Origin of the sequence: Paraburkholderia sp. BL6665CI2N2, from assembly GCF_004366535.1 — a bacterium.
GTDB lineage: Bacteria > Pseudomonadota > Gammaproteobacteria > Burkholderiales > Burkholderiaceae > Paraburkholderia.
Map to the genome: position 1 here is coordinate 7623630 of NZ_SORC01000001.1, position 20832 is coordinate 7644461.

A 20832-nucleotide genomic window follows, 5' to 3' on the forward strand; every position below is an offset into this window, starting at 1 on the left:
GTCGAGGCCGCCGGCATTGGCCCAAAGAAGGCAAAAAGGCCTGTTGCGATCGGGATCGCAACAGGCCTTTTGCTTATGACTGACTTCCGCTGACGCGCCGGAAAGTTAGCGCGGTGAGTTCTTTAACGAATCGCGGATTTCACGCAGCAGCAGCACGTCTTCCGGCGTCGGCGGCGGTTCCGCCGGCGCGGCTTCGGCCGGCTTACGCAAATTGTTGATGAACTTGACCATCAGGAAAATGATGAACGCGAGAATCACGAAGTTGATCAGCACGGTGATGAACGAGCCGTAACCGAATACGGCAACGCCCGCCGTTTGCAAGTCTTTATACGACTCGGGGCTGCCCTTGAAGGTGGGCGGAATGGGACCGAGGCGAACGAACTTATTGGAGAAGTCGAGGCCGCCGGTGGCGAGCCCGACAACCGGCATGATCAGGTCTTTAACAATTGAATTGACGATGGTGGAGAACGCGCCGCCGATGATCACACCGACTGCCAGATCCATCACGTTGCCCTTGAGGGCAAATTCCTTGAATTCCTTGACCATGCTCATAGAGGTTCCTCCCAGAAGTCGATATTCGAATGATACCAACCTGAGAAAGATAGGCTAGTCTTTTGGCCAGAACGGCGAGGATTGTTTTTTATTGTGGAAACAGTGGCTCGCTATGCCGTGCGTGTTCTATATGCGCGGCAAACGTGACTGGGTCTGTATTGGTGCCGCACAACAGTACGCCCACGCGTTTGCCTTGCAGCTGTTCGCGCAACGGGCCGAGCAAGCCGGCGGTCGCCGCGGCGCAGGCCGGCTCGACGGCGAGCTTCAGTTGTCCGAACAAGGTCAGCATGGCCGCGCGCAATTGGTCATCCGATACCGTGACGAGCTGATCGATATGCCGCCGGCACAATTCGTAGCTGTATTCCTCGGTATGCGGCGACATGAGCGAGTCGGCAATGCCGTGCATCTGGCGCATCTTGACTGTGTGATTGGCGGCGAAACTCTTGCCCATGACATCCGCGCCTTCGGGTTCCACGCCATACACATGCACGTTCGGATTCGCCAGGCGCATGGCGGTTGCCACACCCGCCGCGAGGCCGCCGCCGCCGATCGGCACGATCACCGCTTCGAGATCCGGTGTTTGCGTGGCCCACTCGTAGCCGAGCGTGGCCGAACCCAGCACCGTCCGATAGCCGTTGAACGGATGCACGAAATAGCGGCCTTCTTCGGCCTCGATCCGGCGCACCAGTTCGAATGCCTCGGCAATGTCCTGCGCGAACACGATTTCGGCGCGGTATTGCCGGCACAGCGCCACGCGCGCCGGATTGGCCGCGTGAAACAGCACGACCTTGGCGCCGATGCCGAGGCGCATGGCCGCATACGCGACCGCCACCGCATGATTGCCGCCCGACACGCACGTGACGCCTGCGCTGCGCTGTGCTTCGTCGAGTGCGAGCAGGTTGGTGAACGCACCGCGCGCCTTGAAGCTACCGCCCGCCTGCAACAACTCGAACTTGAAATTCACCACCGTGCCTTCGAGCGACGGAAAGTCCGCCCTGTCGAACACCGGCGTTCGCGCCACCCACGGCGTCAACGCAAAGTGCTGTGCGGCGATGTCGTCGAGCGTGGGGATCGGCTCGCCGTCGATCGTATGGTCGGTGTGTTGCGGCGTGGCGGTGGACATGGCGTTGGCGTGCGTGGCTCGGTATGGGTAAGACTCGTTCTACGTGCGCCGGTTTCAGTGCGCGTGCGCGTTGACCGACATGCTGTGAATGAATTTGTGCAGGAAACGCTCGCACGCCACCAACTGATCCAGCGCGACGAATTCGTTGGGCTTGTGCGCCTGCTCGATGTTGCCGGGTCCGCAAACAATGCTTGGAATGCCCGCCAGCGAGAACAGACCGGCTTCCGTGCCGTAGGCCACCTTGCGTTTGTCCTGATCGGCGGTCAACGCGCGCACCAGTTGCGTGACGGCAGCTTGTTCAGACGAATCGAGACCCGGCGCCGCGGCGATCTTCGTGATCTCGATTGCCGCCGATGGATGCTCGCGCAACATTTTCGGCAGCAGCGTTTCGCGTGCATATTGATCGATGCGCGCGAAGATCGGCTCGGGATCGAGCGTGGGCAGGTTGCGGAACTCGAACTGGAACTTGCATTCGGCCGGCACGGTATTGATCGCGTTGCCACCGACGATCGTGCTGGTTTGCGCGGTGGTGAAGGGCACGTCGTACAGTTCGTCGAACGGGCCTTGCTCGCGGAATTGATCGGCCATGTCGCGGATATAGCAGATCAGCCGCGCGGCGTATTCGATCGCGTTCAAACCCTTCGGCGTTAGCGACGAATGCGCCGCCTGGCCGCGCACGCAGCACTGGTAGGCATTGATGCCTTTGTGCGCCACGATTGGCCGCATGCTGGTCGGCTCACCGACGATGCAGCCGTCCGGCTTCACGCCGCGCTTCATCAGGTCGGCGATCAGGAGCGGCGCGCCGGCGCAGCCCACTTCTTCGTCGAAGGAGAGCGCAAAGTGAATCGGCTTGGCGAGTTTGGTGCGTTGCATTTCCGGCACAAGCGTCAGCGCCGCGCCAATGAAACCTTTCATGTCGCAGGTGCCGCGGCCGTACAGATTGTCGCCGCGAATTTCCGGTTTGAACGGATCGCTGTCCCATTGCTGGCCGTCAACCGGCACCACGTCGGTATGGCCCGACAGCACCACGCCGCCGTTCGTTTCGCCGTCGTGCGCGGGGATCGTCGCGAACAGGTTGGCCCATTTGCCGCTTGAGTCGTGCGTGAGCGTGGCCTCGACGCCGACCGCACGCAATTCGTCGCGCACCGTTTCGATCAGACCAAGATTCGGATTGCGGCTGACCGTGTCCATCGACACGAGGCGGGTGACCCACGGGAGCGAAACGGGCGAAGATGAGGTGGACTGCGGCGTGGACTGCGCTGTTTCAGCGACATGAGACATGACAAGACTCCGGCATTTGAGTCTTTCGATCATACCCAAAAAAAAGACGCCCGTATGCTGCGGTGCGTGTTTGCGCACCGCAGCATGAATGGGAAAAACGCTAGACGTACCCCGGTTTTCGACGCTGCGCTAGCGCTGCCGCTGCCACATATCGCACGAACTCATCGCGCGGCTGCGCTCGCCGCAGTGCCGCGGCTCGGCGTGCCGAGCGCGCGCAAGGTTTCCTTGACCGTGGCGATACGCACCGCCAGATCGGGGCTGCGCGTTTCGATACGCAGCTTGTCCTGACCCGCGAGCTTGATGTGCTTGTGTTTCTGCACCATCTCGATGATCCGCATCGCGTCGATGGGCGGGTTGGGGATGAACTGCAAGCCGATCACCGCTTCGCCGGCATCGATCTTCGAAATGCCGAGCGGTTTGGCCGCCAGCCGCAGACGATGCGTCTCCACCAGTGCATGCGCTTGCGGCGGCAGCTTGCCGAAGCGGTCGATCAGTTCTTCCTGAATGCTGTCGATCGAATCGTTGTGCTCGCAATTAGCCAGCCGCTTGTAGAGCGACAGACGTTCTTGAACATCGCCGCAATAGTCCGCGGGGAGAATCGCCGGCGCATGCAGGTTGATCTCGGTGGTCGCGGCGAGCGGCGCGGTGAGGTCCGGCTCCTTGCCTTCCTTGAGCGCCTTCACCGCGTCGTTCAGCATGTCGGTGTAGAGCTGGAAGCCGATCTCGTGAATCTCGCCGGATTGTTTATCGCCGAGCACTTCACCCGTGCCGCGAATCTCGAGGTCGTGCATGGCCAGATAGAAGCCCGAGCCGAGTTCCTCCATCTGCTGGATCGCCTCCAGCCGGCGCTGCGCCTGTTTGGTCAGCCCTTGCGGATCGTGAACGAGCAGATACGAATACGCCTGGTGATGCGAACGGCCCACCCGGCCACGCAACTGATGCAATTGCGCGAGACCGAACTTGTCGGCGCGATGAATCAGGATGGTATTGGCGCTCGGCACGTCGATGCCGGTTTCGATAATCGTCGTGCACAACAACACGTTGGCGCGTTGCGCAACGAAGTCGCGCATCACGCGTTCGAGTTCGCGTTCGTGCATCTGGCCGTGCGCGACCGCGATACGCGCTTCGGGCACCAACGCCTCGAGCATCTGCCGGCGATTCTCGATCGTCTCGACTTCGTTGTGCAGGAAGTAGACCTGGCCGCCGCGCTTCAACTCGCGCAGCATGGCTTCGCGAATCACACTGTCTTCCTCGCGGCGCACGAAGGTTTTGATCGCGAGGCGCTTCTGCGGCGCGGTGGCGATCACGGAGAAATCGCGCAGGCCTTCGAGCGCCATGCCGAGCGTACGCGGAATCGGCGTGGCGGTCAGCGTGAGCACGTCCACTTCGGCACGCAAGGCCTTCAAGGCCTCTTTCTGACGCACGCCAAAACGGTGTTCCTCGTCGATGACCACCAGTCCCAGCCGCTTGAATTGCACGTCGGACGAGAGCAACTTGTGCGTGCCGATCACGATATCGACCGTGCCTTCGTTGATCTGCTGGATTGCCGCGCTGACTTCCTTGGTGGATTTGAAGCGCGACAGTTCGGCGATCCGCACCGGCCAGTCGGAGAAGCGGTCGCTGAAAGTCTGCGTGTGCTGCTCGGCGAGCAGCGTAGTGGGCGAGAGCAGCGCGACCTGTTTGCCGCCCATCACCGCGATGAACGCCGCGCGCAATGCCACTTCGGTCTTGCCGAAGCCGACATCGCCGCACACGAGGCGATCCATCGGCTTGCCGCTCGTCATGTCGCCGATCACGGCAGCGATCGCCGCGGCCTGGTCCGGCGTTTCCTCGAAGCCGAAGCTCTCCGCGAACTTCACGTAGTCTTTCGGTTCGAGCGCGAACGCGTGGCCTTCACGTGCTGCGCGGCGTGCGTAGAGATTCAGCAGTTCGGCCGCGGTATCGCGGATCTGTTGCGCGGCCTTGCGCTTGGCCTTTTCCCACTGGCCGGAGCCGAGCGAATGCAGCGGCGCGCTTTCCGGATCGGCGCCGCTGTAGCGCGAGATCACGTGTAGCTGGGCGACAGGAACGTACAGCTTGCTATCGCCCGCGTATTCGAGGTGCAGGAACTCGGTCTCGCCCTCGCCGAGATCCATGGTGACGAGTCCCATATAGCGGCCGATGCCGTGCTGCGAATGCACGACCGGATCGCCCACCTTGAGCTCGGACAGATCGCGCACCATCGAATCGACGTTGCTCGCCTGTTCCTGACGGCGGCGCCCCGCGCGACGCGCGAGCGGACCATACAGCTCGGTCTCGGTGATGATCGCGATGCCGTCGACCGGCACCGCAAAGCCGTTGGCGAGTGGCGCGACGCCCAATGAAAAGCGCTCGTCGCTCGTCAGCCAGTCCTGGAAGCTGTCGCTCGATACCGGCCGCAGATGATTGTCGGCGAGCAATTGCAGCAGCGTTTCGCGCCGGCCCGCCGATTCGGTGGCGAACAGCACGCGATTCGGCGTGGTGTCGAGATAGGCGCGCAAGGCCGAAACCGGATCTTCCGCATGACGGTCGATCGCGAGATTCGGCAATGGCGTGGACCAGCCGCCGCCGGCGTTCGCAGGCAATGAGAGCCGCGCGAACGGCTTGGCGAGCGTGAAGAAATCCTCGTCCGACAGGAACAGACGCTGCGGCTCCAGAATTGGCCGGTCGCGGTCGTGCGAGAGGAAGTTGTAGCGCTGCTTCGTGTCGTTGGTAAAGCGCCGGATCGCCGCTTCGAGATCGCCGACGAACGCCAGTTGCGCGCCTTCGGGCAGGTAATGGAACAGCGTGGCCGTGTCTTCGAAAAACAGCGGCAGGTAGTATTCGATCCCCGCCGACGGCACGCCGTTGCCGATGTCCTTATAGATCGACGCGCGGCTCGGGTCGCCCTCGAAGGTCTCGCGCCAGCGGCTGCGGAAGGCGGTGCGGGCGGCTTCGTCGAACGGAAACTCGCGGCCGGGCAGCAGGCGCACGTCTTTCACCGGGTAGAGGCTGCGCTGCGTATCCGGGTCGAACGCGCGGATCGAGTCGACCTGGTCGTCGAACAGGTCGATCCGGTAGGGCAAGGGCGAGCCCATCGGATAGAGATCGAGCAGCGAGCCGCGCACGCAGTATTCGCCCGGACGCACCACCTGGCTCACGTGTTCGTAGCCGGCCAGCGTCAATTGCGCCTTGAGTTTGGCTTCGTCGAGCCGCTGACCTTGTGAAAAGGAGAACGTGTAAGCCGCCAGGAACGAGGCGGGCGGCATCCTGTACAGCGCCGTCGTGGCGGGCACCAGCAGGATGTCGCAGCGGCCTTCGCCGAGATCGTGCAGCGTGGCGAGACGCTCCGAAACCAGATCCTGATGCGGCGAAAAGGTGTCGTAAGGGAGCGTTTCCCAGTCCGGCAGCAGACGCACACGCGCCTCGGGCGCGAAAAAGCCGATTTCCTGCGCAAGACGCTGCGCATCGACGGCGCTTTCGCACACGACCGCGAGCAGCGGCACCTGCTCGCGATAGGCGAGATGGTAGCGGGCGATCAGCAGCGCGTCGGACGAGCCGTGCGTGCCGTCGAAGGCGAAACGCTGGCCGGCCTTGACGAGCGCGACGGGCGGGGAGTACTGCGATGATGCGGCGATGTCTGGCATAGAAGAGAAAAAGCGGCCTCAGGCTCACACGTGACCGGCAAGTTTACGCGCGTCGGGGCGTGGATGCGAAGGACCTATTATAAAATCCATCCTTTACTTTGACTTCGCGGCATCCGCACTCGTGACTTCCCGTCTATTTGCCCTGATTCCGTGCGCTGGCACCGGCAGCCGTTCCGGCGCCGCGATGCCCAAACAATATCGCACTGTTGCCGGCCGCGACATGTTGCACTACTCGCTGGCGGCCTTCGACGCCTGCAGCGAGTTTGCGCAAACCCTCGTCGTGATCGCTCCGGACGACGCTCATTTCGACGGCCGCCGCTTCGGCGGCTTGCGTTTCGCCGTGCGCCGCAGCGGCGGGGCCTCGCGCCAGGCATCGGTGCTCAACGGCCTGCATGCGCTCGTCGAGTTCGGCGCGCGTGACGACGACTGGGTGCTGGTACACGACGCGGCGCGCCCCGGCATCACGCCCGCGCTGATCCGCACGCTAGTCGGCGCGCTGAAGGACGACCCGGTGGGCGGCATCATGGCCTTGCCCGTGGCGGACACGCTGAAGCGCATCGACGCGGCTTCTTCCGATGGCCGGATCGCCCGCACCGAGGCGCGCGACGGCTTGTGGCAGGCGCAGACGCCGCAGATGTTCCGCATCGGCATGCTGCGCGAGGCGATCCTGCGCGCGCAGGCCGACGGTCACGACCTGACCGACGAAGCGAGCGCGATCGAATGGCTGGGCCACGCGCCGAAGCTGGTGCAGGGCAGCTTGCGCAACTTCAAGGTGACGTATCCGGAAGACTTCGATCTGGCCGAGGCGATTCTGAGCCGGCCGGCGGCTGCGTCCTGACTGGACGATTTCAATTTTAATTAGCGGGCTTGAGGACTTGACGCATATGGATTTCAGAATTGGGCAAGGGTATGACGTGCATGCGTTGGTGCCGGGACGCCCGTTGATTATCGGCGGCGTGACGATTCCTTATGAGCGCGGTCTGCTCGGCCATTCGGATGCCGACGTGCTGCTGCACGCCATTACCGACGCCATTTTCGGCGCCGCCGCGATGGGCGATATCGGCCGGCATTTTTCCGACACCGACGCGAAGTTTGCCGGCGCAGACAGCCGCGTGTTGCTGCGTGAATGTTTCGCGCGCGTGAAAGCGGCGGGATTTTCCATCGCCAACGTGGATAGCAGCGTGGTCGCGCAGGCGCCGAAGCTGGCGCCGCATATCGAAGGCATGCGCGCCAATATCGCCGCCGATCTCGGTCTGCCGCTCGAGCGCGTCAACGTCAAAGCCAAGACCAACGAAAAGCTCGGCTATCTCGGCCGAGGCGAGGGCATTGAAGCTCAGGCCGCGGTTCTGCTGATCAAGAACTGAGCCAGGTTTTACAGGGCGCGCGCAGCAACGGCAGTCCAGTCGCGCCGCGCGCATTCAAAAGCGCGGCGGCCTTTTCACCGGCACGACTCAGAGCGTGGCGCCGCCGATTGGGCGGTTGCAAGCGCACAGCTCGTCCGTTTGCAGGCCGTCCAGAATCCGCAGCACTTCTTCCGGATTGCGGCCCACGTTCAGATTGTTCACCGACACATGCTGGATCGTGTTGTCCGGATCGATGATGAAGGTGGCGCGCAGGGCGACACCCGCTTCCTGGTCACGCACGCCGAGCTGATCGATCAACTCGCCCTTCACGTCGCCGAAGGAATAGTGGTTTAGCCTGTTCAGGTCCTTGTTCTCGCGGCGCCATGCCAGCTTCACGAATTCGTTGTCGACGCTGCCGCCCATCAACACTGCGTCACGTTCCTCGAAATCCCTGACCAGCTTGCCGAACTCGACGATCTCCGTCGGACACACAAACGAGAAATCCTTCGGGTAGAAGTAGATGATCTTCCATTTGCCCGGAAACGACTGCTCCGTGATCTCTTCGAATGCCGAAATGCCGTTCTCTTCATGATGGTTGAAGCCCGGCTTCGCCGCCGTGACGGTGAATGCTTCAACTTTATCGCCGACCGTTTTCATGCGAGTGCTCCTTCGTGCGTCGGAAAACAGCATGTCTGAAGCGACTAACTCGTCGCAACGAACGCGTTACACGTTATCTGCTTTGGCCGCTATCGGGCGATGCCCGTTCCGTTAGGCGCCCTTGGCCAGCGGAAATTCGATGGTGACTTCGAGACCCGGTCCAGGCGTGCGATTGCGCAAGCGCAGCGCGCCGCGGTAACGGCCCACGAGGCGTTGAACGATGGCCATGCCAAGGCCCGTGCCGTTCGCTTGGGTGCGCGCCGAATTCACACGGTAGAACGGCCGTGTGACGAGCGATAACTGGTCTTCCGGAATGCCGGGCCCTTCGTCGACCACCGAGAGCTCGACCCGCGAGTGCGACACACGCGTTTCCAGAATCACGTGCGGAATGCCGTCGCCGTCGCTCAAGCCATATTTGCGCGCGTTTTCGAGCAGATTGCCGACCACCCGGCGCATGTCGGTCTCGTCGGCCTCGATCACCGCCGACGGCGCCAGCCGCGTGATCAGGCGCATGCTGTCTTCGCTCTGCATGCGCGCGGCCAACTCGCCCGCGATCACGGACAGATCGACAGGCTCCGGCACGCGCTGCACCGGGCGCGCGTAATCGAGGAAACGGCCGATGATCATGTCCATCTGCTCGATATCGTCGACCATAGCGTCTTTGGTGGCCTGGTCCGACGGGCTCATTTCGGTTTCGAGCCGCAGCCGCGCGAGCGGAGTGCGCAAGTCGTGCGAGATGCCGGCAAGCATCAGCGCGCGGTCGGCCTCGAGCTGTTCGAGGTCCTGCACCATCTGGTTGAAACTGCGATTGGTTTCCGCGGCCACGCCCATGCCGCGCTCAGGCAGCGGCTCGGGCGACTGCCCGGAGCCGACCTTGCGCGCGGCCATGGCGAGGCGAGCGAACGGACGGTTCACGAGACTCGTGATGAAGGCCGCGCCGAACAGCGACAGCGCCAGCGCGAACACGCCCCAGCCGGCCCATTGCAAACCGGTGGCGTTGTCGAGCTGATCACGGTCGAGTGCGACCCAGTAGTCGTCGTCGTCGATCTTGAAGCTGATCCACACGCCGGGGATGTCGTTCACGCTCTGGGCAATCACGGTGTCGTCGCCGAGGCGGCCGCGAATGTCGTGTTCGATCAGCCGGTTCAGCGACTCGTCGGGCTGGAGCTTGTACTTGTCGGTGGTTTCGCGCGGATACACGCGCACCCCTTCATTGCTTTCCAGATCCTGCAGCAGGGCGCGCCGCAGGTCGGGATCGGAATAGAGGAGTGCGGTGCGCGTGAGCTTGACGATGGCGACGAGCTGCAGCGCCACGCGCTGCGCGCGCGGCTCGCGTTCGATCACCCGGAAGCTCTGGAACCACGCGGCGAGACTGACTGCGATCAACAGCGCGATCAACAGAAAGGTCCGCCAGAAAAGGCCGCCGAACGCGAGCGTCAGGAGGCGCCGGTCGATCCGCATGGGCCCTTCTTATCTGAAATCAAAAACTGGAGGTGAGAACAAACTCAGGCTGCACCGTCGGGGATGAACACGTAGCCCAGACCCCAGACGGTCTGGATGAAACGCGGGCTGCCCGGATCGGGTTCGATCAGCTTGCGCAGACGCGAAATCTGCACGTCCAGACTGCGGTCGAACACTTCGTACTCACGGCCGCGTGCGAGCTCCATGAGCTTTTCACGCGACAGCGGCTGGCGCGGATGACGCGCGAACACCTTGAGCACCGAGAACTCGCCCGTGGTCAGCGGAATTTCCTGGCCGGCCTTGGTGAGCGTGCGGGTGGCGAGATTCAGCGCGAACTCGCCGAACTCGAACACCTCGGTGGTTTCGGACGGCGCGCCCGGCAACTCCGACGGCGACTGGCGGCGCAGCACCGCGTGGATGCGCGCGACCAGCTCGCGCGGGTTGAACGGCTTGGGCAGATAGTCGTCCGCGCCCATTTCCAGGCCGACGATCCGGTCGACGTCTTCACCCTTGGCCGTCAGCATGATGATCGGCGTACGGTCGTTGCTGCCACGCAGGCGGCGGCAGATCGACAGACCGTCTTCGCCCGGCAGCATCAGATCGAGCACCAGCAGATCGAAGCGCTCACGCACCCAGAGCTTGTTCATGGACGGCGCGTTCTCGGCGACATAGACGTTGAAGCCCTGTTCGCCGAGGTAGCGGCGCAGCAGATCGCGCAGGCGTGGATCGTCGTCGACGACGAGGATTTTCGAAGGGTTTTTGGTTTCCATGGTCGGCATCTTAGCGCGATTAGAAAGGGGTGCGCGTTTGCATCATTTAACGGGTTACAGTCAGTTACAAAATTTACCCGCACTGTGGCACGACGTAAAGCGGGGGCAGGTAGACTCCTTTACTGAATGCGGCTGTTCGGTGGATACTTCACACGACTAAAACTCTCGCACCCGGCTCGTTACCGGGGTTTGTATACGCATTTGAGGTAGCCGGTTGCCGCGCCACGAAGGGAACAACATGAAGGGAGGGGTTTGGCCGAATGTGCGCCTAAGCGTGATTGCACTGGCGGTAGCCGGTACGCTGGCAGGCTCACTAGGACCAACGCTCGCCCATGCCCAGCCTTCCGCCGACAGAGCCATGAGCCAGCGCGCGCCCAGGCAGGGCAAGGCCAACCGCCACGACCCGAGCACCGACCATCCCGCATCAGACGTCATGTTGCGCACCGCAGTTCCCCCCGATCTCGATCAACGTCGTCGCGACGGTCATATGACGCCCGACGAACGGCGCCTGTTACGGCAGCACATCGAAGATGCTGTCCGCGAACTCTACAAACGGTAGCTATTATCGTGCCAGCCCTCGGCACGCGGTTCACGTTTCTTCCCTGCGTGAAAGAATTCGTTGCACTTTCCCTGTCCACTTTCCCCGTTCAATCTGCCGCTGAGTCGTCAGAACAAAGCGCGCGATGTATGCAGTGCACGCGCAACGCCTCTCCATGACATCGCGGCAACCTCGATGACCGATGATGAAATTGCACGCGCGTGGTAGTTGTGGCCGCAAGTTTGCAGCGTCGGCGATTGCCCTGGCGGTGGTGGCACTAAGCGGCCCGGCGGCCGCGGTGCAGCCTGGCGCGACTCGTGTTCTACACATCAGGCACGCTCTGCCGAGCGCCGACGAGCAGGCCGCTTCGCAGCATGAACAAAGCATCCTCGATCCCGACGATGCGCGCTTCTTCCTGACACGTGTCGGCTTCGCGCCGGACAGCGCCGAACTCGCGCAATACGTTGGACTCACGCGAGCGCAGGCCGTCGATAAAGTACTCGCGAGCGCGCGGACCGAGGCGGTCACGCCGCTACCCGACTGGGTGCTCGAACCGGTTCCGACTCGCGAGACGAAGAAAGCGTGGACCGACGATCAACGTCGCGAAGAGCAGCGACTGCGCGCGCAGCGTTACGAATTATTACGCTCATGGTGGGTGCGCGAGATGTTGATCACGCCGTCGCCGCTCACCGAGCGCATGACGCTGTTCTGGCATAACCACTCCACCTCGGGTCAGGACAAGGTGCCGTATCCGCAGCAGATGGCGCAGCAGAACATGCTGTTGCGGCGCAACGCGCTCGGCAACTTCGGCGAGTTATTGCACGACGTCGCGAAGGATCCGGCGATGCTGCAATACCTCGACGGCGCAAGCAATCGCAAGGGTAAGCCCAACGAAAATTTCGCCCGTGAAGTGATGGAGCTGTTCACGCTCGGCGAAGGACACTACACGCAGCGTGACGTGTCGGAGGCCGCGCGCGCCTATACGGGCTGGAGTCTCGATCCGGACACGCAGGCCTACGTGTGGCGCGCCAACCAGCACGACGACGGGGAGAAGACTGTGCTCGGCGAGACAGGGCCATTCGACGGCGATCAAGTGCTCGATATCCTGCTCGCGCGGCCGGAAACGGCCACCTTCGTGACCGCCAAACTGTGGCGCGAATTTGTCTCGGACACGCCGGACCCGTCGCGCGTCGAACCGATCGCGGCGCGGTTTCGCGCGAGCCACTACGATATCAAGGTCGCGCTGCGCGGAGTGTTCCTGAGCGAGGCGTTCTGGAACGACGGCGATCGCGGCGTCCTCGTGAAGTCGCCGGCGGAGTTCGTGGTCGGCACGCTGCGCGCGTTCGACATCGGCTACGACAACACGGCGCCGTTCGCCTCGCAAATCCGCACGCTCGGCGAGAACCTGTTCTATCCGCCGAACGTCAAAGGATGGCCGGGCGGCACGACATGGATCAACAGTTCCACGCTGCTTGCCCGCAAGCAATTCGTCGAGCAACTGTTCCGCGCGACCGAGGCCACCGGTCCGCGGCGTATGACCAATCCCACGGCCACAAGGATCGCCGCGAGCGGCACCATGCCCGACATGCAGCCGGCTCCCACGCTGCAGCGGGCGATGGCGCGCGCCGCTCAAAGCGGCAAAGGTGGCGTACGCTTCGACATCGGGACATGGCTCGCGCACTACAGCACCGTGCCGACGGCCAGGCCGGGGTTGTCGACCGAGTTGCAGTTGCAGCATGCGGTCCTGCCGCTCACGCCGGTCGATGCGATCGAAACCGGTTCGACGGCGAGTGCGTATCTGGAGGCGTTGCTGATGGACCCGGCGTATCAATTGAAGTGAGCCGCTGAAATAAGCACGCGCAAGGCAGCTAACAAGAACGTGTCCGTCGACGGCGCTACGACTCGCGCCGCGGCAATCGAACGAGGTGCAGGATGAAACGACGCAGCTTTCTTTCGATGAGCGCGGCCGCGAGCGCGACCCTCTGGCTGCCGCGCGCATTCGGCGCGCAGATGGCGGCGCCGGGCGCGTCTTCGGCACGCGGCTACGACAACCTGTTGATTCTCGTCGAACTGAAGGGCGGCAACGACGGTTTGAATACGGTGATTCCCTTTGCCGATCCCACGTATTATCAGTTGCGCAAGAACATCGGCGTCAAACGCGAACAGGTCATTCAACTCGACGAACGCACCGCGCTGCATCCGTCCTTGCAAGCGTTGATGCCGCTATGGCGTGACCAGCAACTGGCGATCGTGCAGGGCGTGAGCTATGCGCAACCGAACCTGTCACACTTCCGCTCGATCGAAATCTGGGACACCGCGTCGCGTTCCGACCAGTATCTGCGCGAGGGGTGGCTAACGCGCGCATTTGCCCAAACGCCGGTGCCCGCCGGTTTTGCCGCCGACGGCGTGGTGATCGGCAGCGCCGAGATGGGGCCGCTCGCGAACGGCGCGCGCGCTATCGCGCTGGTCAATCCGGCGCAGTTCGTGAAGGCTTCGCGGCTTGCCACGTCGGTATCGCTGCACGAGCGCAATCCCGAGCTGGCGCATATTCTCGACGTCGAAAACGATATCGTGAAAGCCGCCGACCGGCTGCGCCCCGCGCAAGGGCAGACGCCGATGAAGACCGTGTTTCCCGGCGGCGCGTTCGGCAGTTCGATCAGAACGGCGATGCAGGTGCTGGCAGCCGGCGAAGTTCCAAAAGACGTTGCGTCGCGCAATGCGCAGCAGGAATCGCCGCAGCGAGGCCAAGGCGTGGCGGTGATCCGTCTCACGCTGAACGGTTTCGACACGCACCAGAACCAGCCAGGTCAACAGGCGGCGCTGCTCAAGCAGCTCGCGGAAGGATTGATGTCGATGAAGTCGGCGCTTGTCGAGCTTGGCCGTTGGGACGATACGCTGGTGATGACCTATGCCGAGTTCGGCCGGCGTCCGCGTGAGAATCAGAGCAACGGCACCGATCACGGCACCGTGGCGCCGCATTTCGTCGTGGGCGGACGCGTGCGCGGCGGCCTATACGGCGTGCCGCCGGTGCTCGCGCGGCTCGACGGCAATGGCAACTTGCCGGTCGGCGTCGATTTCCGGCAGCTTTACGCCACCGTGCTCGGGCCTTGGTGGGGACTCGACGCGTCGACGATCCTGCAGCAGCGGTTCGAACCGCTGCCGTTGTTACGCGCATGACGACGTGCTGAACGCGCCTCGCGTGAAGCCGACGCGCCAGTAGCTCAGTTCACTTCGCGCGCCACGCGATCCAAAGCTTGCGAATCGGCGTCAGCGCGATGCGCTGATGCAGAACGTGATAGCCGTCGCGTTCGATTTCATCCAGCAAGGCCAACGCCAAGGCCGCCTGCGCGACGAGCGTGCGCTGCGAGCGGCGCTCGCCGGCGGGCACGGCGCCGAGCGCGGTCTGCAACGCGTCGCGAGCGCGCTTGGTCTCGAAGCGCATCAACTCGGTGAACGCGTCGCTATATTTTCGATTGATCAGATCCGCGGCGGTCACATTGAAGCGCTGCATTTCGTCGATGGGAATGTAGATGCGGCCGTGGCGCGCGTCATTGCCCGTTTCGACCACGAACTGCGCGAGCAGCAGCGCCTCGCCGAGCGCCGCGGACCAGTTCGACGCCTGCGCGGCATCTTTCGCCGTGACGCGCGCGACGAGCGACGCGAACGTGCCGCCAACGCCTTGCACATAGCGCCGCAGATTCGGATAGTCGAGGTAGCGCGCCTGGTCGAGATCCATCTCGAAGCCGGCGAGCAAGGCCTGCAGCATCGGGTAGTCGGCCTTCACGTCGGGCAGGTAGGCGGCCAGCGCCTTGGACACCGGATGCGACGGCGAGCCCGACGCCAGCGCGGCGAGCTCGTTCTGCCACCACGCGAGTTTGGTGCGGCCGATGGCCGGATCGCTGGTCTCCTTGACCGTTTCCTCGAACTCGCGGCGCAGCGCGAACAGCGCGGTCAATAGCGGCTGGCTCGCTGCGGGCGCCTGCCGAAGTGCATAGTAAGTACTCGATCCGGGCGGCGCCGCTTTCTGCTGGCAATATTCGTCGAAATTCACGGGATTGGTTTTAGGGAAGGGCGGGCGAAGAGGGCGCACGCTGTGCGTGCGTCAAGCCAAAAATTGTAGCATCGGCGCCGTCCGGACAGATGCCGGGCAAATGCAGACAAGCGCGAATCAATCGGTTAGAATCTCGCGCTTACGCTTTCGGGCGCGTGTTTTCGACGCGGCTGACAGCACGCGGAACAACAGGCAGGCGCAGTGTGTCATGCCCGCCTGCGCGGGCGGTGGCGGGGTTGAAGTCGTTGGAACCCGCGTAGAATAAAAGGCTGTTGCTGGAATTGCGGCGAGTTGTATCGCTTGCGAGACCGCAGTGGTCCTGCCTGCAGTAAAAATTCGCGTGAGTGGCGAAATTGGTAGACGCACCAGGTTTAGGTCCTGACGCCAGAAATGGTGTGCCGGTTCGAGTCCGGCCTCACGCACCAGGAAATAAGGCCACGTTCCGTAAAGGAACGTGGCCTTTTCTACATCCGCGGCGCGCCCACATGCGCCGCGACAACACCTCCGCTTTCCGCAAGCGCTGCGCCATCACCCCGTTCTTCCCACCGCTACAGGTGGTCGCCGCTCTGCCCGGACAGTAGGGCGTCATGCACGATCGGCGCCTCGAGCAGGCAACCGAACTCGCGGGTAAAGTCGACAGAGACCCGTGCGTGGACCGCGCCCTGCTTATCGAAGAACCGCTGCGTCCCTTCAAGCGTGAACACCCCTTCATGCCAGATGTTCGGGTGAATGTAGAGCCCTTGCTTGCCGTCGAAGCGGAAGCACACGAATTTCTCCGGCGCGATGTCGTCGCCGGGTAATGCCAGGGGAACGTAGAACGGGCGATGGTCCAGCGGAAAGAACAGTTGGCCGCCATCCGGATGGTAGTTCGCGTGCCACAGCAACATGCGCTCCGGTGTGTGCGCGCTGTCGTCGCGCGCGGCTTCAGGCTCGGTTGCGTAGGCAAGAACGTAGTGGCCGCCCACAGCCTCGTTGCGGCCGTAGAGGATGTCGCCGCGCCATTCGCTTACGAACGTGCCTTCGGTGGTGCCGGCCTCATCGCCGGTTCCGGGGTCGATGGGGCGCGAGCCCATCGACGGCCACTGCACGATCTCGATCGGACACTCGCTCGGGTTCGCTACGAGTCGGCCAAATCCATCGAGCGTTGCCGGCGTGGCGTCGACCACGGGCATCGATACGCGCCGGAGCCCGGCTGGAAGGGCGGGGTTGAGGTAGTCGATCTTTTGGGACATCGGCACAGTTTGGAAGGGGCGAAAATCTCGATTGTAGACGCTCGTACAAGGCGCTTGCCGGGCTTTATGCCCATGCAAGCGGCCCGGCGGTCCGCTCATGCATAGCGTGCGAGGAACATGTCAGCGGCCGATTCCGCGACCCGCTGTTGCTCCAGTTCGCCGAGCGGCGCCTGGCCCATCGTCACCTGCGGCCAGAAGGCGAAAGCCTTCACCAGCGCCTGCATCTGCAGCGCCGCGAAGAGCGGATCGTCGGACTTGAGACGGCCGTCGGCGGCGGCAGCGCGGATCCACACGGTCAGGTCTTCCTCGCGTTCGCCGAGTCGGGCGACCATGTCTCGCGCCCGCTCGGGTGAATGAATGCCGGCGGCGATCGCCACACGTGCCAGGGACAGAAAGGACTCGTCGGTCAGCAGCCGCAGCTTGCGGCCCAACAGATCGAGCAACTGCGCGCGCAAGGGCTGGTCGGCGCGGTAGGCGGGCGCATCGCCACTCTGGCTCGCGTCCCATAGCCGATGGAGAATCGCCGCAAAAAGCGCTTCCTTGCTGGGGAAATGGTTGTAGACCGTACGTTTCGAGACGTTCGCGCGGGCGGCGATACGGTCCATGCTGGTCGCGTCGTAGCCGGCCGCGAGGAATTCCTCGATCGCGGCGCCGACGATGGCGACACGCTTGCGGTCAGTCAGGCGTTGGTGAGTGGTACTTGGATCCATCGAGAGATTTTACACCGGGTAGTTTACTTTTCTCGAAAACAAACTACACTGCCGAGTGTACATTTTTCTTTGGACGGCCTATCTCATGACGTCGCTTCCCGCTCTTGTGAGCCGCGTGCTCGGCTTTACCGCCGCGCGTCGCGGCCGCGCGTTGTCCAGCACCTCGCCGCAGCACGACGGCGAACGCTTTCGCAACGTCAAGCCGCGTCCCACTGAAGGCCTGCGCAAGACGCTCGGCATTGTGTGGAACGTGTTGCTCAACAAGCCGAGCGGCACCGTGCCGGCCGAGGCATTGCCCGTCGACGCGCTGACGCGCGCGCAGCTCGATGCGGCGCCCGACCGCAGCCTCTACCGGCTCGGCCATTCGACGATGCTGCTGAAGCTGCGCGGCCAGTTCTGGCTGACCGATCCGGTGTTCGCCGAACGTGCCTCGCCGTTCCGGCATCTCGGCCCGAAGCGCTTCCATGCGCCGCCGATCGCGCTCGCCGATTTGCCGCCGTTGCGCGGCGTGATCCTGTCGCATGATCACTACGATCACCTGGATCGCGAAACCGTGCTCGCGCTCGCCGAGACCACCGGCGTGTTTCTGACCCCGCTCGGCGTCGGCGACCGGCTGATCGAATGGGGCATCGACGCGTCGAAGGTGCGGCAGTTCGATTGGTGGCAGGGCACCGAGGTCGACGGTGTGCAATTCACCGCTGCGCCCGCGCAGCACTTTTCCGGCCGCAGCCTGTTCGACGGCAACAGTACGTTGTGGGCGTCGTGGGTGATCGTCGACGATGATCTGCGCGTGTTCTTCAGCGGCGATACCGGCTACTTCGATGGTTTCAGGACGATCGGCGAGCGCCTTGGGCCGTTCGACGTCACGCTGGTCGAAACGGGCGCCTACGATGCGCAATGGCCGTACGTTCACATGCAGCCCGAAGAAACGGTGCAGACGCACATCGATCTGCGCGGCCGCTGGCTCGTGCCGATTCACAACGGCACCTTCGACCTCGCCATGCACCGCTGGCAGGAGCCGTTCGAAAGGGTGATGGCACTGGCCCTTGCGCGCGGTGTCTCGTTGTCGACGCCACGCATGGGCGAACGGCTGGATCTGAGCGCGCCGCATCGCGGCGAACGCTGGTGGCGCCACGTCGGCGAGACCGTCGCTGTGCCAAAGTCCGCGTGGCGACTGTGTGCCGCGCGCAATGCCGGAGACACGGAGTCTTCATGAGCTCTTGCGAGCTTCCGCTTGCGTTCAGAACGGCACCTGCCGACGACACACGTCGAGAACCAATTGCCGAAACCAGCGATGAACCGGATCATTCTCTAAACGGGGATGCCACATCTGGGAAATCGTAAAGCGATCCGTCGTTACGGGAAGCTCAAAAGAGTGGACGGATTCGCTCTGCTGGGCGTTCACCAAAGATGCAGGCAGGAGCGCGACCAGATCGGATGCTCGCGCCACTGCCAATGCGGCCGGAAAACTCGGCACGACCGCCATGGTTGCTCGTTCCAATCCCAGCGAGGCAATCGCTGCGTCGAGAGACTCGATTATCTGGCGACCGTGCGGCGCGACCACGTGGCCAAATGCTGCGTATTGTTCGGTAGTCACGTCCTGTTTCATCTCAAGGGGATGCCCCTTTCTGACCACACCCACGTAGCGGTCTCGAAACAGCGCCCGCACGCGTATTTCAGGTCCCATCTCCTCCAGCACGCCGATCTCGAGATCGGCCGAACCATTTCGCAGAAACTCCGCGCTCTTTTCCGATTTGGAGGAAAAGTGCAAACGCACGAGCGGCGCAACCGCGGTCACTTCAGCAATCAATGCTGCGCCGAAGGCTTCCACGAAAGCTTCATTGGCACGAATCCTCAGGGTTCTGCGCAGCGTTGAAAAATCTGCTGCCGTCGACGACGGACAAAGCAACGAACGCGCCTCGAGAACAATGTTTTGTGTGTGCTCACGAATCGCTTCGGCATGCGGAGTCAGCACCATATCGCGCCCCGCCCGGACCAGCAATGGATCGCCGGTCGCGGCGCGAAGGCGGGTCAGCGTGCGGCTCATCGCGGATGCGCTGAGATGCAGCGATCGAGCGGCACGTGTGACGTTTTTCTCGGTCAGCAACGCATCGAGCGCGAAGAGTAGATTGAGGTCCGGTTCTGGCATCGCTTGATCGTGGTAAGCAAGGTGAGGTAGGGCGTCCGATGCATATATTAAGTGCATTCAGTGCGGCTTCCGCCATGCCGGATGAACCGCTACATTGGTTTGCGTGATCGAGCCGAAAGGATCGCTCTCGTTACTCAGGTTCGAGAGCAGCTTTGTTTATCGAGGATGCCAATGCAAGACACACCTTCGCAGAAAACCGTTCTCCTTATCGGCGCCTCGCGCGGCCTTGGCCTGGCGATGGCCGAGGAGTTTTTGAAGCGCGGCTACCGAGTCATCGCTACCGGGCGAGCTGCCTCTACAGAAAGGCTTCAGCATCTTGCCAACGCTAGCGCTGGCGCGCTCGGAGTGGAGACTATGGATATCACGATTCCCGGGCAGGTCGCAGCGCTGCGCGCCCGGCTTGAAGGTCGGCGTGTCGATGTGCTTTTCGTGAACGCCGGTGTGAAGAACGACGATCGTGAAACGCTAGCAGACGTCTCGACCGAGGAATTTGTGCGCGTGATGGTCACGAACTCGCTGAGTCCGATGAGGGTCATCCATGCGTTTCAGGACCTTGTCCCGCCGACTGGAACGATCGGTGTCATGTCGTCGGGGCAGGGCAGTATCACCAATGCCACCAACGCAAACTATGAAGTCTACCGAGGGAGCAAGGCCGCGTTGAACATGTTCATGCGTACCTTCGCGGCGCGTAGCGCGAGTTATCCGCGCAGCCTTCTGCTCATGGCGCCCGGATGGGTGCAGACAGACATGGGTGGCCCTACGGCGCGCTTGACCATCGAGGAAAGCATTCCGAATCTCGTCAATACCATCGAGGCTTACGAAGGGCGCGCCGGTTTGCATTACCTCGACTATCTCGGACGCGCCGTGCCCTGGTGACGGGCCGCTCGCCAACCTGATGGATTGGGCGGCGAGGCATCGGCACGCCGTGATCAGCACGGCGCGGTTGCGCTAACTGCGTTACTCAACCCAGCGCCACGACCGCGATCTCCACCAGCAGCTCGGGCGCGGCAAGCTTTGCTTGCACCGTCGCGCGCGCCGGTGCGTGACCTTGCGGCACCCACGCATCCCACACTTCGTTCATGCCCGCGAAATCGCGGCCAATGTCCGCGAGCCAGACTTGTGCGGAAACGAGGCGCGTCTTGTCGATGCCCGCCTTCTCCAGATAGCCGTCGATTTTTTCCAGCACCTTCGCGGTCTGGAGTTGGACGTCCGGGGTGTGATCGGCGGAAGTCTGGCCGCCGACGAACACGAGGCCACCTGCTTTGACGACGCGGCTCATACGCTGGTTGGTGTCGATACGAACGATATCGGTCATGACAAT

Annotated in this window: 19 protein-coding genes and 1 tRNA gene; 8 read left to right on the forward strand and 12 right to left on the reverse strand. The window is 63.0% G+C overall.

The window, feature by feature from the left end; genetic code table 11:
• Positions 1-105 precede the first annotated feature (105 nt).
• The 4 genes from mscL to mfd form a co-directional block, all read right to left on the reverse strand.
• A complete protein-coding gene (gene mscL / locus B0G81_RS34210; protein WP_106283509.1) occupies positions 106-552 on the reverse strand; it encodes a large conductance mechanosensitive channel protein MscL in 447 nt (148 codons plus the stop codon).
• Between the two features lie 88 nt (positions 553-640).
• Complete coding sequence (locus tag B0G81_RS34215; protein WP_134141617.1) at positions 641-1675, reverse strand: threonine/serine dehydratase; 1035 nt, start codon at positions 1673-1675, stop codon at positions 641-643.
• Between the two features lie 54 nt (positions 1676-1729).
• Positions 1730-2956 (reverse strand): acetylornithine deacetylase, encoded by a 1227-nt coding sequence (gene argE, locus B0G81_RS34220; protein WP_134141619.1) that lies wholly within the window; start codon positions 2954-2956, stop codon positions 1730-1732.
• A 161-nt stretch (positions 2957-3117) separates the two neighbouring features.
• A complete protein-coding gene (gene mfd, locus B0G81_RS34225) occupies positions 3118-6600 on the reverse strand; it encodes a transcription-repair coupling factor (RefSeq protein WP_134141623.1) in 3483 nt (1160 codons plus the stop codon).
• Positions 6601-6721: 121 nt separating this feature from the next.
• On the opposite strand from mfd, the gene ispD reads away from it, so the two are divergent.
• Positions 6722-7438 (forward strand): 2-C-methyl-D-erythritol 4-phosphate cytidylyltransferase, encoded by a 717-nt coding sequence (ispD, locus tag B0G81_RS34230; protein WP_106283505.1) that lies wholly within the window; start codon positions 6722-6724, stop codon positions 7436-7438.
• 46 nt (positions 7439-7484) lie between these two features.
• Complete coding sequence (ispF, locus tag B0G81_RS34235; protein ID WP_116141200.1) at positions 7485-7964, forward strand: 2-C-methyl-D-erythritol 2,4-cyclodiphosphate synthase; 480 nt, start codon at positions 7485-7487, stop codon at positions 7962-7964.
• An 87-nt stretch (positions 7965-8051) separates the two neighbouring features.
• On the opposite strand, the gene B0G81_RS34240 is transcribed toward ispF, so the two are convergent.
• From B0G81_RS34240 to ompR, 3 genes are all read right to left on the reverse strand, one after another.
• On the reverse strand, positions 8052-8600 hold the full coding sequence (locus B0G81_RS34240) for a peroxiredoxin (protein WP_106283504.1): 549 nt from the start codon (positions 8598-8600) through the stop codon (positions 8052-8054).
• 111 nt (positions 8601-8711) lie between these two features.
• Positions 8712-10061, reverse strand: coding sequence for an ATP-binding protein (locus B0G81_RS34245; protein WP_028196599.1), 1350 nt, complete (start codon positions 10059-10061; stop codon positions 8712-8714).
• A gap of 44 nt (positions 10062-10105) precedes the next feature.
• Positions 10106-10831, reverse strand: a complete 726-nt coding sequence (gene ompR, locus B0G81_RS34250) for a two-component system response regulator OmpR (protein ID WP_033379433.1) — start codon at positions 10829-10831, stop codon at positions 10106-10108.
• Positions 10832-11069: 238 nt separating this feature from the next.
• Between ompR and B0G81_RS34255 the strand changes: the two genes are divergently transcribed.
• The 3 genes from B0G81_RS34255 (at position 11070) to B0G81_RS34265 (ending at position 14546) form a co-directional block, all read left to right on the forward strand.
• Positions 11070-11390 (forward strand): hypothetical protein, encoded by a 321-nt coding sequence (locus B0G81_RS34255; protein WP_106283503.1) that lies wholly within the window; start codon positions 11070-11072, stop codon positions 11388-11390.
• A 181-nt stretch (positions 11391-11571) separates the two neighbouring features.
• Positions 11572-13209 (forward strand): DUF1800 domain-containing protein, encoded by a 1638-nt coding sequence (locus tag B0G81_RS34260; protein WP_134141624.1) that lies wholly within the window; start codon positions 11572-11574, stop codon positions 13207-13209.
• 92 nt (positions 13210-13301) lie between these two features.
• Positions 13302-14546, forward strand: a complete 1245-nt coding sequence (locus B0G81_RS34265; RefSeq protein WP_134141626.1) for a DUF1501 domain-containing protein — start codon at positions 13302-13304, stop codon at positions 14544-14546.
• 49 nt (positions 14547-14595) lie between these two features.
• On the opposite strand, the gene B0G81_RS34270 is transcribed toward B0G81_RS34265, so the two are convergent.
• A complete protein-coding gene (locus B0G81_RS34270; RefSeq protein WP_134141628.1) occupies positions 14596-15420 on the reverse strand; it encodes a squalene/phytoene synthase family protein in 825 nt (274 codons plus the stop codon).
• A gap of 338 nt (positions 15421-15758) precedes the next feature.
• Between B0G81_RS34270 and B0G81_RS34275 the strand changes: the two genes are divergently transcribed.
• Positions 15759-15845: transfer RNA gene (locus B0G81_RS34275), tRNA-Leu, on the forward strand.
• A 123-nt stretch (positions 15846-15968) separates the two neighbouring features.
• On the opposite strand, the gene B0G81_RS34280 is transcribed toward B0G81_RS34275, so the two are convergent.
• Entirely contained in the window at positions 15969-16652 is a 684-nt protein-coding gene (locus tag B0G81_RS34280) for an ureidoglycolate lyase (RefSeq protein WP_134141630.1), read from the reverse strand.
• Between the two features lie 95 nt (positions 16653-16747).
• Complete coding sequence (locus tag B0G81_RS34285) at positions 16748-17362, reverse strand: TetR/AcrR family transcriptional regulator (RefSeq protein WP_134141632.1); 615 nt, start codon at positions 17360-17362, stop codon at positions 16748-16750.
• Between the two features lie 85 nt (positions 17363-17447).
• Between B0G81_RS34285 and B0G81_RS34290 the strand changes: the two genes are divergently transcribed.
• On the forward strand, positions 17448-18578 hold the full coding sequence (locus B0G81_RS34290; protein WP_134141634.1) for an MBL fold metallo-hydrolase: 1131 nt from the start codon (positions 17448-17450) through the stop codon (positions 18576-18578).
• A 24-nt stretch (positions 18579-18602) separates the two neighbouring features.
• Here the strand turns inward: B0G81_RS34290 and B0G81_RS34295 are convergent, their stop codons facing one another.
• Positions 18603-19511: a LysR family transcriptional regulator gene (locus tag B0G81_RS34295; RefSeq protein ID WP_134141636.1), complete on the reverse strand. Its 909-nt coding sequence runs from the start codon at positions 19509-19511 to the stop codon at positions 18603-18605.
• A gap of 171 nt (positions 19512-19682) precedes the next feature.
• On the opposite strand from B0G81_RS34295, the gene B0G81_RS34300 reads away from it, so the two are divergent.
• Positions 19683-20387, forward strand: coding sequence for an SDR family NAD(P)-dependent oxidoreductase (locus tag B0G81_RS34300; RefSeq protein WP_134141638.1), 705 nt, complete (start codon positions 19683-19685; stop codon positions 20385-20387).
• A gap of 85 nt (positions 20388-20472) precedes the next feature.
• Here B0G81_RS34300 and B0G81_RS34305 read toward each other — a convergent pair whose 3' ends face one another.
• A complete protein-coding gene (locus B0G81_RS34305) occupies positions 20473-20826 on the reverse strand; it encodes a RidA family protein (protein ID WP_134141640.1) in 354 nt (117 codons plus the stop codon).
• Between the last annotated feature and the right edge of the window lie 6 nt (positions 20827-20832).